This is a genomic window from Variovorax sp. GW821-FHT09D04 (assembly GCF_059416405.1).
Map to the genome: position 1 here is coordinate 20814 of NZ_JBWKPA010000010.1, position 15340 is coordinate 36153.

Here is a 15340-nt window from a genome sequence, read left to right on the forward strand (position 1 = left end):
CGGCGCCATGATGAACACCACCACGCTGACCCTGGCCGTGCTGCTCGGCGAGTCGATTGCCGGGCTCGACCTGTCGGGCGGTCATTTCTCGAATGCACAGCTGGCGGGGGGGCTGTTCGACCGGGTGAACTTCGCCAAGGCCGATCTGCGCGGGGCCGACCTGCGCGAGGTCGTGTTCAACCAGTGCGACCTGCGCGGCGCGCTGCTGGGCGGGGCGCGGCTGCAGCGCGCCGTTTTCAACCAGTGCCTGATGGACCACGTCGACCTGCACGGAGCCGGCCTGCACGCGGCCGTGTTCAGCGAATGCCAGGCGCCGCATGCGAACCTGTCGGATGCCGACCTGAGCATGCTCGCCTGCACCAAGACCCGCCTCGATCACGCGATGTTGCGCGGTGCGCTGCTGGACGCCTGCGTGCTGACCGAGAGCAGCCTGATCGACCTGGGGGCCGAATCGACGCGCTGGACACACGTGACCGTGGCCGGCTGCGATCTGCGCCATGTGGCGTGGCGCGGCGCCCACCTGCTGCGCGTGGCGTTCTCCACCACGCAGCTGGCCGGCGTGTCGTTCGACGGCGTCGCGCTCGAGAGCTGCCAGTTCGCGAACGCCGACCTGCGCGGTGCCCAGTTCAGCGGGGCGCCGCTGCGCCAGTGCAACTTTCAGGGCGCCACGCTCGATGAGGCGCGCTTCGACCGCATCGACGCGCCCCTGGCCCTGTTCTGCGAGGCCGAAGGGGCCGGTGTCGATTTCTCCAGTGCCGTGCTGACGCAGGCACTGTTCACCGGCGCCAGGCTGCCGCAGGCGAACTTCAGTGGCGCACGCCTGCACCAGGCCCATTTCGCCGGCGCCGTGCTGGACCGGGCGCGCTTCAACGGGGCGGACCTCACGTACGCCGACCTGCGCCACGCGCACTTGCACCAGGCCGACCTGCGCGGTGCGACCCTCGCGCGCACCTGCCTGCACCGGGCCCTGACCGACGAGGCGCAGATCGAGGATCGCACCCGTGCGATCGAAACCGATCCCGAGTTGGCCCAGGCCGAAGACTGGCGCCCCCTGTCGGCCTGAGGCGCCACCGGCCGATGCCCCTTCTTTCCATTGGAAGCCCTGCCATGAAAACCACCGCCCACCACCCCGTCCGCCGCGCCACCGCCGCGCCGCGCAGCGCCAGGCCGATCGACGCCGACCCGGCGCCGCCCGCGGGACCCCCCGAGCGTTGCTGGACCGCGCTGCTGGAGGCGGGACGCAACGGCACGCTGTGTGTCCGGCAGGGCGCGCAGGTCGCGGCCGTGCGAACGGCCGCGGGCTGCCTGCTGGTGCCGGCGGCCGGCGACACCGTGCTGTGCTTCGGCACGGCACCGGGCGACATCTGGGTGCTCTCGGTGCTGGAGCGCTGCGCCGGCACGCAGGAGCGCGTGCTCCGGTGCAGCGGCGACACGCGGCTCGTGGTGGAGGGCGGACAGCTCGCGCTCGAGGCCGATCAACTGCACCTGGCGTCGCACCGCCTGGGCGTGCGCGCCGCCACCGCCACCGTGTCGCTCGATTCGACCGAGTTCATCGGCGAACGGGTGCGCATGATCGCCGGCACGGTCAAGCTCGTGGGCAGCCTGCTGAGCACGGTGGTGGACCGCGTCAACCACTTCAGCCAGCACTACCTGCGCACGACCAAGGGGCTGGACCGCGTGAATGCGGCCCACATCGAATGCGATGCAACCGAGCTGCTGCACCTGCGCGGCGAGCATGCGCTGATCAACGGCGCCAAGCTGGTGAAGACGCGCGGCGCGCAAATCCACTTTGGCTGAGGCAGCACCATGTTCGCCAACTGCCAGATGATGGGAACGGACATGGGGTTTCCCGATGTCTGCATCACGCCCGCCGCGCCCTCGCCGATCCCGGTGCCCTATCCGAACATCGCGATGGGGCCGATGGCCATTCCGAACTGCCCAACGATCCTGTTCATGTGCACGCCGGCCCACAACCTCGGCACGGTCATTCCCATGACCAACGGCGACAACCCGGGCGTGTTGCTGGGGGTGGCGTCCGGCACGGTCATGGGGCCCAGCCGCCATCTGACAGGCGCCTTCACGGTGCTGCTGAACAGCATGCCCGCCACGCGCCTGACCAGCACCTCGCTGCAGAACAGCACCAACTGCCCCGGCGTGCGCACGGTGCCGAGCCAGACGCTGGTGCTCCTGCTGGCGCCCTGAGGTGCATGCCGTGCGCACCTTGGCATCACCGCGCCGCTACGGCATACCTCTTCCGGCGAGATTGCCAACCCGCCCCCCGGAATGAATACTCCTTTGGACTTCGCCCGCGCACGCGCGGGCCGTGTTCGGGCGTAACCGCCCCGGGGGCCGACTCATGATCCATATCGCTGTCATCACACGGCAAGGCGCCCCGGCAGGGCCGGCCATTGCCGCCGATTTCGGTCCCAGCGGGGGCACGATCGGGCGTGCCGACACCAACACGCTGGTGCTCGACGACCCCGACCGCACCGTCTCGCGCGTGCACGCACAGGTGCTGTGCCGCGACGGCCAGTACTTCATCGTCGACCGCGGCAGCAACGCGATGCAATGCAACGGCGTGTCGCTGGGCGCGGGCAAGGAAGCGGCGCTGACGGACGGTGCGCGCCTTGTCATCGGGAGCTTCGAACTCTCGGTGCGTGTGATGGCGGCTGCGGCGGCACCCCGCGCACCGGTCATCCCCAACACCGTGATGTCGGCGCCGGCCGCCGCGACCGCCGCCAGCAGCGACGATCCGTTCGCCGACCTGCTCGCGGGACTCGGGTCGCCGGCCGCTCCCGCGCCGGCGCCTGCTGCAGCCCGTGCCGCCGCCGCGCCCGCCGAGTCGCTGCTCTTTCCCGACCCCATGGCCAGCGGCTCGCGCAACGCGCAGGCCGACCAGGTCGACCCGTTCGCGAACCTGCTGGGCCCCACGCCGTCGGCCGCACCCTCTGCGGGGCTCGGCGCGCTCGACGATTTTTCCGACCTGGGCGCGCCGCCCGCGCACGGCAAGGCCGCGAGCATCGACGACCTGTTCGGCGGTTCGCCGGGCGCTGGCGGCATCGGCGGCGATCCGCTTGCGCTGTCGCCGCTGGCCGATCCGCTGCTGCAGCCCAACACCGCGTCGGACGCCGACCCGCTGGCCGCGTTGCAACGCGCCGCGCCCGCCACGCCGGTGCCGCGTTCCGATCATCTGCCGATCGACCAGTTCGGCTTCGAGCCGCCGAAGGCCATCACGCCGCCACCGCCGCCGCCTCCTCCTGCGCCTGCGCCTGCGCCTGCGCCCGTGGCCCCGCTGGCGAAGTTCGACGACGTGACCGGCCAGCCGATCCGCATCAGCGGGCCCGAGAACGCCGGCCGCGTCGCGGAGCCGCCGCCCCCTCCGCCACCACCACCGCCCGTGCATGTCGCGCCGCCGGCAACGCCTGCAGCCACACCACCCGCACGCGCCGCCTCCGACGACGAGCTGCTCGCCGCCTTCCTGCGCGGCCTGGCCAGCACGCACCAGCCGCCCGAGATGCTCACGCCCGGCCTCATGGAGCGCATCGGCTCGATGCTGCGCACCGCCACCGAGGGCACGCTGCAGCTGCTGCTCACGCGCCAGGAGTTCAAGCGCGAGGTGCGCGCCGAGGTCACGATGATCGCGTCGCAAGCCAACAACCCGCTCAAGTTCTCGCCCACGGTCGAGGTCGCGCTGGCGCACCTGCTGGGGCCCGGCGTGCGCGGCTTCATGCCGCCCGAGGCCGCGATGCGCGATGCCTTCGACGACCTGCGCGCGCACCAGTTCGGCGTGATGGTGGGCATGCGCGCGGCGCTGGCCCATGTCATCGGGCGCTTCGAGCCGGCCGAGCTCGAGAAGAAGATCAGCGCGAAGACCGCGCTCGACGCGCTCTTTGCCGCCAACCGCAAGGCCAAGCTCTGGGACCAGTTCGTGGCGCTGTACGGCGGCATCGCGAGCGAGGCCGAGGACGACTTCCACAGCCTCTTCGGCAAGGCCTTCCTCGCGGCCTACGAAGAGCAGATGGCGCGCCTGAAGTCCGACACCTGAAGACCACCAGAACAACCCCAGCACTCGCGAGGCACCCCGCTTGGAAATCGAAATCGTCACGCTCTCCCGGCAGGGCGGGCGCACCTACAACGAGGACGTGCACGGCCACTGGCACGACGAGCGCTACGTCGCCTGCCTGGTGGCCGACGGCGCGGGTGGCCACGGCGGCGGCGACGTGGCGGCGGCCACGGTGCGCGCCAGCGTGCTCGGCGGCTTCTCGGGGGCGCCCTCGCTGGACGAGGCCGCGCTGCGCGCGCTGATCGAGCGCGCCAACCTGGACGTGGTGGCGCGCCAGGCCGAAGGCGGCAAGCTCGCCGGCATGCGCTCCACGGTGGTGTTCGCGGTGATCGACCTGGAGCGCGAGGTGCTGGCCTGGGTGCACAGCGGCGACAGCCGCGCCTACCTGTTCCGCGGCGGCGCCATCGTGGCGCGCACCACCGACCACAGCCTGGTGCAGCAGATGGTCGCGGGCGGCATGCTCGACGAAGAGGGCGCGCGCCTGCATCCGCAGCGCAACATGCTGCTGTCGGCACTGGGCTCGATCGAGGAGGCGCCCGACATCGCGGTGTCCGACCGCATGCGCCTCCTGCCCGGCGACGTGCTGCTGCTGTGCAGCGACGGCGTGTGGGAGCCGCTGGGCGACGAGTGCCTGGTCGACACGCTGCATGCCTCGCGCACGCCCAGCCAGTGGACCGAGCTGCTCGACGCGCAGATCAAGGCCAACGCCAAGCCGGGTCACGACAACTACACGGCGCTCACGCTGTGGGTGATCGAGGACGCCGACGACGACCTGACGCGGCTGCTGCCCGAGAACGTCGCGTCGACAGACCCCTGAGCGTGGCGCCATCCTTCAAGCAAAACGCCCATCCGATGGATGGGCGTTTTGCTTGGGGCCGCTGAGACTGTTCAGCTGTACTTGCTGGCCTTCTTCTTGACTTTCTTCAGCGCGCTGCGCAGCAACGCGGGCATGTCTTCCCGGTTCGGCAGGTTGCTGTAGTTGTCGATGTTCTGCTCTTCGCAGCTGTTGGCGCAGCCGTTGTTCAGTAGGTCGAGCGCGTAGCGCGTCTTGCTGATCGTGCTGGACGCACCGGGCTCGCGGAACGGATCGAAGATGCCGTCCGGCAGGACCTTGCGCCCGCGTGCGATCGCCTGTTCCTGGAAGTGCGTGATGTGCTTCTGCGTGACCGGCCCGTAATAGCCGTCCACCACGATCACCTCGGTCGCGCCGGGGGGCGGGTCGAAGTCGTGGTTGAAGCCGAGCAGCTCGTAGTAGAAGATCTTGAACAGGGCCTGCACCAGCATCACGTCTTCACGCGTGTTGGAGCCGATCCGTCCGACCGACCAATCGGAGTTGTAGGTCGTGTGCAGCTTGCCGCTGGTACCGATGAGTGTGGTGCTGAATGCCATGGCATTGCTCCGGTGAGGACACGGGCAGGGACCGGCCCCGGCACCGTGCGGTGCCTGGGGCGGACGGGGCTGGCGGGTCCGTCGCCCGTCAGCGGGTTTCGGTGGTGGCCACGTTCCAGCCGAACTTCACCTCGCCGCCGCCGGCGCCCTTGTCGTCCTGGCCCTTGTAGGCGAACTCGATGTCCTTGAAGCTGCAGGACACCTGCTCGTGCACGTCGCCGCCCTGTGCGCCGCCGGGGCCCACGCTGGAGATGAAGACTTCCTTGAGCGTGACCTTCAGGTACTCCTGCTGGCCTTCGCCCGACTTGCGGCAGGTCATGACCATGTCCTTGAAGTGCTTGCCGCTCACGCAGTTCTTGGCGAGCACGGGCGATGCCTTGTCGTAGACGTGCGTGAAGTTGAATTCACCCGGCGTGGCCTTGCCCTTGCCCGAACCGCCGCCCGATCCCGCGCCCGATGCGTTGCTCACGTTCCAGGACCACGACGAAATCTCGATCTCGTCCTTGTGGTCCTTGTGAGAAGACTCGCCCTTGACGCCGTCGAGCTTGATGTGAAAGTCAGATGACATGTTCCTACTCCTTGGAACCCGATTGCATTCGGGCGGTTGATGATCGAAACGAAAAAAATGGCTGCCGGCGGTGGGAGAAAAGTTCCGATGCCCGGCAGCTACTCATAGAACGAAACGGAACCCGGAATTCAAGAAGAATCCGCAGATTTTTTTCAACCGGCGCCCTTGGCCGTCGGCAGCTTGGACACCAGCCGCAGCGAGACCGTGAGGCCTTCGAGCTGGTAGTGCGGGCGCAGGAAGAACTTGGACGTGTAGTAGCCCGGATTGCCCTCGACTTCTTCCACGATCACCTCGGCGGCGGCCAGCGGCTTCTGGGCCTTGGTGGTTTCCGAGGAGTTGGCGGGGTCGCCGTCCACGTAGTTCATGATCCATTTGTTGAGCCAGCGTTGCATGTCCTCGCGCTCCTTGAAGCTGCCGACCTTGTCGCGCACGATGCACTTCAGGTAGTGCGCAAAGCGGTTGCAGGCAAAGAGGTAGGGCAGGCGCGCCGCCAGGTTGGCGTTGGCCGTGGCGTCGGGGTCGTCGTACTCGGCCGGCTTGTTCAGCGACTGGGCGCCGATGAAGGCCGCGAAGTCGGAGTTCTTGCGGTGGATCATCGACAGCAGGCCGGCCTTCGAGAGTTCGGCTTCGCGCCGGTCGCTGATGGCGATCTCGGTGGGGCATTTCTGGTCCACGCCACCGTCGTCGCTGGGGAAGGTGTGCAGCGGCAGGTTTTCCACCGCGCCGCCCGACTCGATGCCGCGGATGCGCGAACCCCAGCCGTACAGCTTGTACGAGCGGTTGATGTTGGTCGCCATCGCATAGGCGGCATTGGCCCAGGCGTACTTGCTGTGGTCGGCGCCGGCGGTGTCTTCCTCGAAGTCGAACTCTTCCACCGGGTTGGTGTTGGCGCCGTAGGGCGTGCGCGCCAGGAAGCGCGGCATGCACATGCCCAGGTACTTGGAGTCGTCCGACTCGCGCAGGCTGCGCCAGCCGGCGTACTCGGGCGTGGAGAAGATCTTGGTCAGGTCGCGCGGGTTGGCCAGCTCCTGCCACGACTCCATCTGCATGAGGTTGGGGCTCGCGCCGGTGATGAAGGGCGCGTGGGCCGAGGCGGCGATCTTGGCCATCTCGCCGAGCATCTCGACGTCGGGCGGGCTCTGGTCGAAGTGGTAGTCGCCCACCAGCGCGCCGAAGGGCTCGCCGCCGAACTGGCCGTACTCTTCCTCGTAGATCTTCTTGAACATCGGGCTCTGGTCCCAGGCCGCGCCCTTGAACTTCTTGAGGTTCTTGGCCAGCTCCTGCTTGGAGATGTCCATCACCCGGATCTTCAGGTTCTCGTCGGTCTCGGTGTTGTTCACCATGTAGTGCAGGCCGCGCCACGCACTCTCGAGCTTCTGGTAGTCGGGGTGGTGGATGATCTTGTTCACCTGGTCGGTGAGCTTGGCGTCGATCGCGGCGATCATGGCCTGGATCGACTTGGTCACGTCCTTGCCGATGACGGTGCTGTTGCTCAGCGCCTGCTGCGCCAGCGTGAGCACGGCGGCTTCGACGGCGCTCTTGGCTTCGTCGCTGCGCGGCTTGAATTCTTTCTGCAGCAGCGACGAAAAGTCGCTTCCCGCGTACGCAACGTCTTTCAGTGCGCTCTGCTCGAGTGCGTCGGCCATGATGGTTTCTCCTCGTGTACCGGTGTGTGTCTGTCAGGAATCGGGGGCGGGCTCAGGCGGCGGCTTCGCCGTCCCCGGGCTTCTTGCTGGCGGCCAGCGTCTGCAGCAGGGCCGGGTCTTCGAGCACCTTGGCCAGCAGGTCTTCGGCGCCGCCCTTGCCGTCCATGTAGGTCACGAGGTTCGACAGCTGCGTGCGCGCTTCGAGCAGCTTGTTCAGCGCGCCCACCTTGCGGGCCACGGCGGCGGGCGAGAAGTCGTCCATGCTGTCGAAGGTGAGCTCGACCTTCAGGTCGCCCTCGCCGGTGAGCGAGTTCTCCACCGCGAAGGCGGCGCGCGGCTTCATGGCCTTCATGCGGGCGTCGAAGTTGTCGACGTCGAACTCGAGGAACTTGCGGTCGACCACGGGCGCGAGCGGGTCGGCGGGCTTGCCCGACAGGTCCGCCAGCACGCCCATCACGAAGGGCAACTGGATCTTTTTCTCGGCGCCGTAGAGCTCCACGTCGTATTCGATCTGGACCCGGGGCGCGCGGTTGCGTGCGATGAATTTCTGACTGCTCTTGGCCATGGCGATGCTCCTTGCGGGAATGAAAGGGGACGGGTGGAAACGGCGGCGGTCATTCGGACTGGCGTTTGCCCGTCACGGTCTCGATGGTGTCCATCGCGTTGGGCGCGAGGTTGGCCATGATGTCCAGGAAGCTCACGCCGATGAGCTTCTTGGCGCGTTCGATCAGGAGCGGCGCGGGGTTGCCGGGCTCGGCCTGTTCGAGGTAGCGGATGACGCGGTCGAGCATCTGCACCGCGTCCTGGCGGTTCTGGATCTCGCCGCGCGGCGCGGCCGGGCGGGCTGCGTTGCCGGCGGGGGCGTCGCCGTCTGCGGCTGCGCCTTCATCGGCCGAGGCTTCCGGTGCGCCGGCCGCCGCCGTGCAGGCCTTGGCGACCGTGCGCGACACGGTGCGCAGCGTGCCCAGGTCCACCGCATCGGTGCGGCCGGTGCGCTCGCCCAGCAGCTTCTGCAGACGGTCGAGCAGCGCGGGCAGGCCGATGGCGGCCTGCAGTTGGTCGGGGTACGCGGCGTGCAGGGCCTCGAGCCCGCCATGCACCTGCGCGGGCGAATACGAAGCCTCGCCGCCGACGGCGTTGAGCACGCCGTGCGCAATGGCGATGTCGCGCACGCGGATCGGGCCCACGCCCGGCGCGTTGCCCACCGAGGCGTCGTACAGGTCGCGCGGCACCATGCTGTCGTCGCTCAGCGGCGCGAGCGCGTTCAGGCGCATCGTGGGGTCGTTGTCGTCGTCCGCATCCAGCTTTGGATGTATGCCGTCCCAGAAGGTGTCGAGCAGCGAGGTGAGCAATTGCAGGCCCGCCGTGAAGCCGGCCACGCCCTGCAGGCGCGTCGCGGCGCGCAGCAGCAGCACGGCGGCGCGCACGTCCTTGCTGCGGCGCAGCTGCGCATCGGCGCGTTCGGCCACGTCGCGCCAGTCGGGTTCGACGGCGGGGATCACGGTGTCGCCGAACTGCTGTTCGGCCTTGCCTTGCGCCGCCGTCGTGAGGGCCATGAAGTCCGCGTCGTACTCCAGGTCGTCCCCGCAAGGCGAGGCCTCGCCGATGGGCGTGAGCAGTGCGTCGACGAGTTGGGGAGTCAGCATGTTGCCTGTTCGAGTTCGCTGGTGATAATCAAAGATGCGTCAGGACCGGTCAATGCAACGAAGGGAATAGCATGCGCACGCTGGGTACACACCATTCGTCCTATGAGCACTCCGTGGCGTGGCCTTCCCGGCGACGTCTCGCGGCTTTTGGCCTTGCTGCAGCGGGTCTTCTGATGGCCGGCTGCGCGAGCAAACCGGTGGTCACACCGGTGTCGATCACGCTCACGGCCGGTGCCGATGCCAACCCCGATGCGCGCGGGCGCGCCTCGCCGCTCACGGTGCGCGTCTATGCGCTCAAGACGCCGGGGCCCTTCGAAGGCGCCGACTTCTTCTCGCTGTTCGAGAAAGACCAGGCCACGCTCGGCGCCGAACTGGTGCAGCGCGAAGAAATGCTGCTGCGCCCCGGCGAGAGCAGGAAGCTCGACCTCACCCTGCCGGCCGATGCCAAGGCGATCGGCGTGATGGCCGCGTTCCGCGACCTCGACCGCGCGCGCTGGCGCGAGGTGCGCGCGGTCGTGCCGGGCCAGGCGCAGGTGCTCAACGTGACCTTCGGCGCGCGCCAGATCCGCGTCGACGCTGCGGCCAAGTAGCACCTGCTGCACGGCGGCCTCAGCGCAGTTCCGCCGGCACCGTGGGCGCAAAGCGCCCCGGCCGCACCAGCGGCTGGTCCGCCGGCAGGAAGCGGCCGAACAGGTCGCTCACGAACGCGGCGCCCGTGCCGTTCTCCGACGCCGTCGCCGTGAGGTACAGCCCGCGCCAGCGCGGCGCGCGCACCCCTTTGCCGTGCCCCTCGAACAGCCCCTGCGCCACCTGCCGCAAGGCCGGCTGCAAGGTGCGCACGCTCTCCACGAAGCCATGCAGCGCGAGCCGCCCCGCGGGACCCGGCTGCTCGCGCAGCAGGGCCATGCGCAGGCCGTGCAGCTGCGCCACGAGCGGATCGAACAGCGCATCGAGCCGGTCGGCGGCGCGCGCCGCGTGCGCCGCGAACGGGTGCTCCACGCGGTGGCCGAGCGCCTGCGCGAGCACCTCGGGCGGCAGCGCGGCGCGCAGCGTGGCGTAGCCCTTCAGCCCTTCGAGGCCCGTCACGACGAGGTAGACCGGCAGCTGCAGGCGCAGCGTGTCGCTGGCCTCGTCGAGCAGGCGGCGCATGTTCGCGGTGGCGCGCTTGCGCAGGGCCGGGTCGCCGTACAGCAGGTCGCCGGCCGCCACGCACAGCACCACGCCGTGCAGCGGCAGGCGTTCGCGCCGCTCGGCGAGCGCCAGCAGCGACTGCAGCCAGAGCCCGCGCGCGGGCGCCGTGCCGGCCTGGTCGCCGATGGCGTCGGGATGCAGCTCGATGGCCGTGAGCGCGCCGGTGGTCCACCAGCGCCACCAGGGCGTGCCGGGTGCCTCGTGCGGCGGCGGCGCCACGCACTCGGCGCGGGCCGCCGAGAGCAGCCCCGGCAGCCCGGTGGCCGGGCCGCCGATGAAGAGGAACCACGGTGCCGTCGCGCGCGTGCGCGGCGCCTGCCGCAGCGAGGTGCGCGCTTGCGCCATGGCCTCCTTCAGCGCATCGACGGCGGCGTGGTCGGCGGGCGCGCCGAGGGCGTCGACGCGTCGCAGCAGTCCTCGTCGCCGCGCGCCGCGGCCGGCGTCGCGCACGGCGGCGTACAGCAGCGCCAGGCCGGCGAGGCAGACCGCGAGCAGCGGCCAGAACAGGTGCACGGGTGACAGCGTGTCGAACATGGTGGGGAAGGGCGAGGTCAACGCGCCACGGTTTCGAGGGAGATGAAGTCGGCGATCAGCCGCTCGCTGTTCCTGCTCGCGGCCAGCGCCTCGCGCAGGCGCAGCAGGTAGGCCGAGGCCATCTCGTACGGCGGACGGTCGGAGGTTTCGCTGAATGGCATCGGCGCCGACAGCACGGTGATCAGCACGTTGCCGAAGGGCGGGCTCACGAGCCAGCTTGAGGGGATGTCGGACCCGAGTTCCAGCGACTCGCCCGCGCGCAACCGCGTCGGGGCCGGCCCGGTGTTCAGGTGCATCACGGAGCCATCGGCGGTGTAGTAGTCGACCCAGATGTAGCTCTCGTGGCGCGGCGCGACCACCTGCACGCGCACCGCGTCGCCCTCGCGCAGCCGGCCGTCGCGCGCGGACGGCGCACTCACGCTCAGCCCGTGGCTCTTCTGGCGGTTGCGCGCCTGCGAGGGCTTGAGGATGGCGAACACCTCGCAGTGCGGCCACACGCGCAGCCCGATGTCGAACTGTGGCGCGCGCACGCCGGGAATGGCGGCGACGTCCTCCGCCACCTTGAGCAGGTCGTCGCGCTGCGAGACGAAGCCGGTGACGCGCGGGCGGCCGTCGGGGTCGATCGAGGCCTCGAGGTCGGCGCAGGCGTAGCTGGCGAGCTGCCGGTCGATGCGCTGCGTGAGCGCCGTGCCGGCGGCCGGCGGCCCCGCCAGCCAGTGCCACAGCAGGAAGAGCGCGGGCACGAGCACGGCCAGCGCGGTGCCGGTGCGCAGCACGGTGCGGTCGCGCCGACGCATGTCGGCCGGGCCGCGCGGGTCGGGCACGCCGTAGGGCTGCGGCGTGATGTGGTCCTGCGCGAGGCTGCCGAGTTCGAGTGGCGGCGGTTGCAGCTGCCGGCCGTGCAGGTCCTTCAGCTTGCCGAGCTCGCCTTCGTCGCCCGACTCGAAGTAGTACTGGCCCTTGAAGCCGTGCGCCAGCGCATGCCAGTAGACCTCGCGCACCGCGTGGTCCTGCGCGCCGAGCGCCGAGAGGTGGTGAAAGAACTCGCTGTGCGCGTTGTTGGAGTTGAACAGCTGCACCTGCAGCGGCGCGGCGCCGTCCACGGCGTCGGGGTGGCGCGCCAGGATCTCGTCGAGCCACGCGACCATGGCGAAGGCGGCCGATTCGATCTGCGTGGCGGTGGCGCCGGCCACGTCGGCGTCGGCGCGTGCGATGTCCAGCAGGCGCAGGGCCTCGCGCTGGGCGTCGCCGTGGGTGAGGGTGGGGTGGCCGGCCGCGATCGATGCGTCCAGGCCGAGACCGAAGGCAATGAAGGGCGAGAAGCAGTCGAGCAGGCGGGCCATGAGGGATGCCCGCTTCTCAAGCGTGCATTGCGAAGCATGCCTTGCACCGGCGTCTGCAGCGATCGCACATGCCCATGTCCCCGGTCGTTGGAGTGGGCGTTCATTTTTTCAACGGGCCCACGGGGCCGCCATACCGCTTGGGGTCTATGCCGTTGGTGGGGCGCGGCGGCCTTGCTGGACGGGGCAATCGCCGTTATCTTCGCAGTCGCAGAAGAATCCAATGCACATTGACGTTGGGACACTGGGGTATGCCATGAAAATTCTGATCGCCGACGACCACCGGCTCGTCATCGAGGCGGTCAAAGCCAAGTTGTCGGAGCTGGGAGCTGGCATCGAGTTCGTCCTGGCGCTGAGCGTCGACGAACTGCTTGCCGGCGCGACCGACGATCTCGACCTGGCCCTGATCGACCTCAACATGCCCGGCGCGGACGGGCAGGCCCACATCGACGAGATCCGGCGACGACACCCGGCCGTGCCCGTAATCGTGCTGTCGGGCTACGAAGACCCGTCCATCATGCGCAGCGCGCTCGAACGCGGCGTGCTCGGTTTCATTCCCAAGGCCTATTCACCCGAAGTCATGCTGTCGGCCGTGCGTCTGGTGCTGGCGGGCGGCGTGTATGTGCCGCCGATGATGCTCACGGCGCTGCCGCCGGGCATCGTGGCCGGCGTGTCGCCGTCGTCTGCCGCGGCGGGCGAGCCCTTTGCGCGCGGCGGCAACGGCGGTGGCGGCACCCAGACGCTCGAACACCTGCGCAGCGTGCTCACCGAGCGGCAGGTCGAGGTGCTGCAACTGCTGTCGCAAGGCAAGCCGAACAAGCTGATCGGGCGCAGCCTGGGCATCAGTGAAGGCACGGTGAAGATCCACCTCGCGGCGATCTTCCGCGCGCTCAACGTGCGCAACCGCACCGAAGCGGTGGTGGCGGCGCAGGCGCTGACGGAAGCGCAGCAGGCCTGAAGACGCGGCTCAGTCGGCGAGCGCCGACGCCGGGCGGCGCATGAAGCCGCGCGCGGGCACGATCCATTCGACGCGGTGATCCGTCTCGACGGCGGTGGTCGTCGTGTCGTCCGTGAACAGCATGCGCTCCTCGGCCAGCAGGAAGCGCTGTGCGCCCAGCACCTGGAGCGTGGCGCCGCCGAGGTCCAGGGACTGCGGCGCAGCGTCCGCCGACAACACCCATCGCACCGGTCCGGGCGCCGCCGCCCGCAGCGCGGCCTCGTGCGCCGCATCGCCGGGCACGCGGTTGACCAGCGCCCAGCCTTCGGTGCCGCCGATGAGAAAGCTGTTGAGGCCGCTCTCGTGCACGACGCGCACCACGCGCGCGGACAGCGGCGTGACCAGGCCCGCTTCGAGCGCATAACGGCCGCCGCCCTGGCCGTCGGGATCGAGGTGACCGATCTCGTCGTAGGCAGGCTCTTCCATGTTCACCGGGCGTCGGCCCTTGGGACCGTCGGCCAGGCGCGGCATGGTCAGCGGAATGCGGCGCAGTGCGCGCGCATGGGCCATGAAGTCGTCGACGCGGGCGAAGGTGGCCAGGTGCTCGAGCACGCGCCGCGTCACGTTCAGCAGCTTGAGGCCGCGTTCGGGGCTGACCGCGTCGGCGGGCTTCAGCCACAGGTGCTCGACGGTCTCGCGGCCGTCGGGGCGCACGTCCTGGCCGGCGGGCATCGCGGCGGCAAAGAAGCGCGTGTCGAAGCGGCGCGGCATGCCGGGCGGGGTCAGCCAGTGGCTGAAGTACGCGATGCGGTCGACGGCAAGGCACCAGCCGCGCTCGGCACACAGGGCGAGCAGGGCGTCGGTGCTGCGCTCGGCGGCGGCGCGCATCGCGTCGAGTTCGCCCGACGTGAGCGCGAGCAGCTCGACCGGCCGGCCCTGCGCATCGTTCGCGAGCAGCAGCCCGGCCTCTTCGAAGCATTCGCGGATCGCCGCGGCGTGAAAGTCGAGCCCGCCTTCAGGCAGGCCCAGTCGCGCGCTCGCGGCGGCGTCGTCCAGGCCCGCGCACAGCGGGTGCAGCAGGCGGTCGTGCGCATCGACCATGCCGCCCGGAAAGACGCTGGCGCCGCTGTTCTGGTCGTTGGCCTTTTCGGCCCGCCGCAGCATCAGCACTTCGAGGCCTTCGGGGCCGTCGCGCAGGACGACGAGCGTGGCGGCGGTGCGGATGGGGCGAGGGGCGGAGGGCGGGGGCGTCGTGGGGGTCATGGGCGCCTATTTTGCGGCCGGGGGACAATGCGTGCCTCGCGCATCCACCACCCACTTCGCTCCCCGGGGAGCCGCCTGTTTTGGACACTCTTCGCACTGATCTCTCCCGCTTCGACGCCGCCATCATCGACCTCGACGGCACCATGGTCGACACGCTCGGCGACTTTGCCGAGGCCCTGAACCGCATGCTGCGCGATCTCGAGCTGCCGCCGGTGGCGCCCGCCGCCATCGAGCGCATGGTGGGCAAGGGCTCGGAGCACCTGATCCTGTCAGCGCTGGCGCACGTGGGCGCGCCGGCCCCGGCGGCGCTGTTCGATCGCGCGTGGGAGCGCTACCAGCACCACTACCTGGAGATCAACGGCCGGTATTCGGCCGCCTACCCTGGCGTGGTCGAGGGCCTGAAGGCGCTGCGCGCGCGCGGGCTGCGGCTGGCCTGCCTCACGAACAAGCCGACCTCCTTCGCCAAGCCGCTGCTGGCCGCGAAGGGGCTCGACGGCTTCTTCGAACAGGTGTTCGGCGGCGATGCCTTCGAGCGCAAGAAGCCCGATCCGCTGCCGCTGTTGAAGACCTGCGAGGCGCTGGGCACGGTGCCTGCGCGCACGCTGATGGTGGGCGACTCGAGCAACGACGCGCGTGCCGCGCGCGCCGCCGGCTGCCCCGTGGTGCTCGTGACCTACGGCTACAACCACGGCGAGCCGGTGCGCGGCGTGGATGCGGACGGGTTCGTGGAATCGCTGGCCGACCTCGCGGCGGCCTGACGGGC

16 protein-coding genes are annotated in these 15340 nt (G+C 69.9%); 8 read left to right on the top strand and 8 right to left on the bottom strand.

What is annotated here, in order from left to right:
* The first annotated feature begins 7 nt into the window (after positions 1-7).
* The 5 genes from AC07O4_RS25165 to AC07O4_RS25185 all read left to right on the top strand — a co-directional run bounded on the left by AC07O4_RS25165 (position 8) and on the right by AC07O4_RS25185 (position 4880).
* Positions 8-1063 carry a pentapeptide repeat-containing protein gene (locus AC07O4_RS25165; RefSeq protein WP_492733668.1) on the top strand — a complete coding sequence of 352 codons (1056 nt, stop codon included), beginning with the start codon at positions 8-10 and terminating at the stop codon, positions 1061-1063.
* A 44-nt stretch (positions 1064-1107) separates the two neighbouring features.
* Positions 1108-1797, top strand: coding sequence for a DUF3540 domain-containing protein (locus AC07O4_RS25170; RefSeq protein ID WP_180838813.1), 690 nt, complete (start codon positions 1108-1110; stop codon positions 1795-1797).
* Positions 1798-1806: 9 nt separating this feature from the next.
* Positions 1807-2202 (top strand): DUF4150 domain-containing protein, encoded by a 396-nt coding sequence (locus tag AC07O4_RS25175; RefSeq protein ID WP_056584565.1) that lies wholly within the window; start codon positions 1807-1809, stop codon positions 2200-2202.
* Between the two features lie 154 nt (positions 2203-2356).
* Positions 2357-4045, top strand: a complete 1689-nt coding sequence (gene tagH, locus AC07O4_RS25180; protein WP_495305965.1) for a type VI secretion system-associated FHA domain protein TagH — start codon at positions 2357-2359, stop codon at positions 4043-4045.
* Positions 4046-4085: 40 nt separating this feature from the next.
* Positions 4086-4880 carry a PP2C family protein-serine/threonine phosphatase gene (locus AC07O4_RS25185; protein ID WP_070063885.1) on the top strand — a complete coding sequence of 265 codons (795 nt, stop codon included), beginning with the start codon at positions 4086-4088 and terminating at the stop codon, positions 4878-4880.
* A 71-nt stretch (positions 4881-4951) separates the two neighbouring features.
* On the opposite strand, the gene AC07O4_RS25190 is transcribed toward AC07O4_RS25185, so the two are convergent.
* The 5 genes from AC07O4_RS25190 to tssA form a co-directional block, all read right to left on the bottom strand.
* Positions 4952-5452, bottom strand: coding sequence for a peptidoglycan-binding domain-containing protein (locus AC07O4_RS25190; RefSeq protein WP_062482201.1), 501 nt, complete (start codon positions 5450-5452; stop codon positions 4952-4954).
* Between the two features lie 88 nt (positions 5453-5540).
* A complete protein-coding gene (locus tag AC07O4_RS25195; RefSeq protein ID WP_070063886.1) occupies positions 5541-6020 on the bottom strand; it encodes an Hcp family type VI secretion system effector in 480 nt (159 codons plus the stop codon).
* 152 nt (positions 6021-6172) lie between these two features.
* Positions 6173-7666: a type VI secretion system contractile sheath large subunit gene (gene tssC, locus AC07O4_RS25200; RefSeq protein ID WP_062482199.1), complete on the bottom strand. Its 1494-nt coding sequence runs from the start codon at positions 7664-7666 to the stop codon at positions 6173-6175.
* Positions 7667-7718: 52 nt separating this feature from the next.
* Complete coding sequence (gene tssB / locus AC07O4_RS25205) at positions 7719-8231, bottom strand: type VI secretion system contractile sheath small subunit (RefSeq protein ID WP_062482197.1); 513 nt, start codon at positions 8229-8231, stop codon at positions 7719-7721.
* Between the two features lie 49 nt (positions 8232-8280).
* Positions 8281-9312, bottom strand: coding sequence for a type VI secretion system protein TssA (tssA, locus tag AC07O4_RS25210; RefSeq protein ID WP_495305966.1), 1032 nt, complete (start codon positions 9310-9312; stop codon positions 8281-8283).
* A gap of 71 nt (positions 9313-9383) precedes the next feature.
* Between tssA and tssJ the strand changes: the two genes are divergently transcribed.
* Positions 9384-9902, top strand: coding sequence for a type VI secretion system lipoprotein TssJ (gene tssJ / locus AC07O4_RS25215; RefSeq protein ID WP_495305967.1), 519 nt, complete (start codon positions 9384-9386; stop codon positions 9900-9902).
* Positions 9903-9921: 19 nt separating this feature from the next.
* On the opposite strand, the gene AC07O4_RS25220 is transcribed toward tssJ, so the two are convergent.
* Positions 9922-11037 carry a type VI secretion system protein gene (locus AC07O4_RS25220; RefSeq protein ID WP_495305968.1) on the bottom strand — a complete coding sequence of 372 codons (1116 nt, stop codon included), beginning with the start codon at positions 11035-11037 and terminating at the stop codon, positions 9922-9924.
* A gap of 17 nt (positions 11038-11054) precedes the next feature.
* Entirely contained in the window at positions 11055-12380 is a 1326-nt protein-coding gene (locus AC07O4_RS25225; protein WP_354346563.1) for a DotU family type IV/VI secretion system protein, read from the bottom strand.
* Positions 12381-12633: 253 nt separating this feature from the next.
* Here AC07O4_RS25225 and AC07O4_RS25230 point away from each other — a divergent pair, with 253 nt between their 5' ends.
* The gene (locus tag AC07O4_RS25230) at positions 12634-13335 is read left to right on the top strand and encodes a LuxR C-terminal-related transcriptional regulator (protein ID WP_495305969.1); all 702 of its coding nucleotides are present in this window, start codon (positions 12634-12636) and stop codon (positions 13333-13335) included.
* A 9-nt stretch (positions 13336-13344) separates the two neighbouring features.
* Here the strand turns inward: AC07O4_RS25230 and AC07O4_RS25235 are convergent, their stop codons facing one another.
* Positions 13345-14577: an NUDIX hydrolase gene (locus AC07O4_RS25235; protein ID WP_495305970.1), complete on the bottom strand. Its 1233-nt coding sequence runs from the start codon at positions 14575-14577 to the stop codon at positions 13345-13347.
* 80 nt (positions 14578-14657) lie between these two features.
* On the opposite strand from AC07O4_RS25235, the gene AC07O4_RS25240 reads away from it, so the two are divergent.
* The gene (locus tag AC07O4_RS25240; protein ID WP_495305971.1) at positions 14658-15335 is read left to right on the top strand and encodes a phosphoglycolate phosphatase; all 678 of its coding nucleotides are present in this window, start codon (positions 14658-14660) and stop codon (positions 15333-15335) included.
* Positions 15336-15340 lie beyond the last annotated feature (5 nt).

Coding starts and splice junctions, on each gene's coding strand:
- tssJ (WP_495305967.1), top strand. CDS start 9,384: ATGCGCACGCTGGGTACACACCATTCGTCCTATGAGCACTCCGTGGCG.
- AC07O4_RS25165 (WP_492733668.1), top strand. CDS start 8: ATGATGAACACCACCACGCTGACCCTGGCCGTGCTGCTCGGCGAGTCG.
- AC07O4_RS25195 (WP_070063886.1), bottom strand. CDS start 6,020: ATGTCATCTGACTTTCACATCAAGCTCGACGGCGTCAAGGGCGAGTCT.
- AC07O4_RS25170 (WP_180838813.1), top strand. CDS start 1,108: ATGAAAACCACCGCCCACCACCCCGTCCGCCGCGCCACCGCCGCGCCG.
- AC07O4_RS25175 (WP_056584565.1), top strand. CDS start 1,807: ATGTTCGCCAACTGCCAGATGATGGGAACGGACATGGGGTTTCCCGAT.
- AC07O4_RS25220 (WP_495305968.1), bottom strand. CDS start 11,037: ATGTTCGACACGCTGTCACCCGTGCACCTGTTCTGGCCGCTGCTCGCG.
- tssC (WP_062482199.1), bottom strand. CDS start 7,666: ATGGCCGACGCACTCGAGCAGAGCGCACTGAAAGACGTTGCGTACGCG.
- AC07O4_RS25225 (WP_354346563.1), bottom strand. CDS start 12,380: ATGGCCCGCCTGCTCGACTGCTTCTCGCCCTTCATTGCCTTCGGTCTC.
- tagH (WP_495305965.1), top strand. CDS start 2,357: ATGATCCATATCGCTGTCATCACACGGCAAGGCGCCCCGGCAGGGCCG.
- tssA (WP_495305966.1), bottom strand. CDS start 9,312: ATGCTGACTCCCCAACTCGTCGACGCACTGCTCACGCCCATCGGCGAG.
- AC07O4_RS25190 (WP_062482201.1), bottom strand. CDS start 5,452: ATGGCATTCAGCACCACACTCATCGGTACCAGCGGCAAGCTGCACACG.
- AC07O4_RS25230 (WP_495305969.1), top strand. CDS start 12,634: ATGAAAATTCTGATCGCCGACGACCACCGGCTCGTCATCGAGGCGGTC.
- tssB (WP_062482197.1), bottom strand. CDS start 8,231: ATGGCCAAGAGCAGTCAGAAATTCATCGCACGCAACCGCGCGCCCCGG.
- AC07O4_RS25235 (WP_495305970.1), bottom strand. CDS start 14,577: ATGACCCCCACGACGCCCCCGCCCTCCGCCCCTCGCCCCATCCGCACC.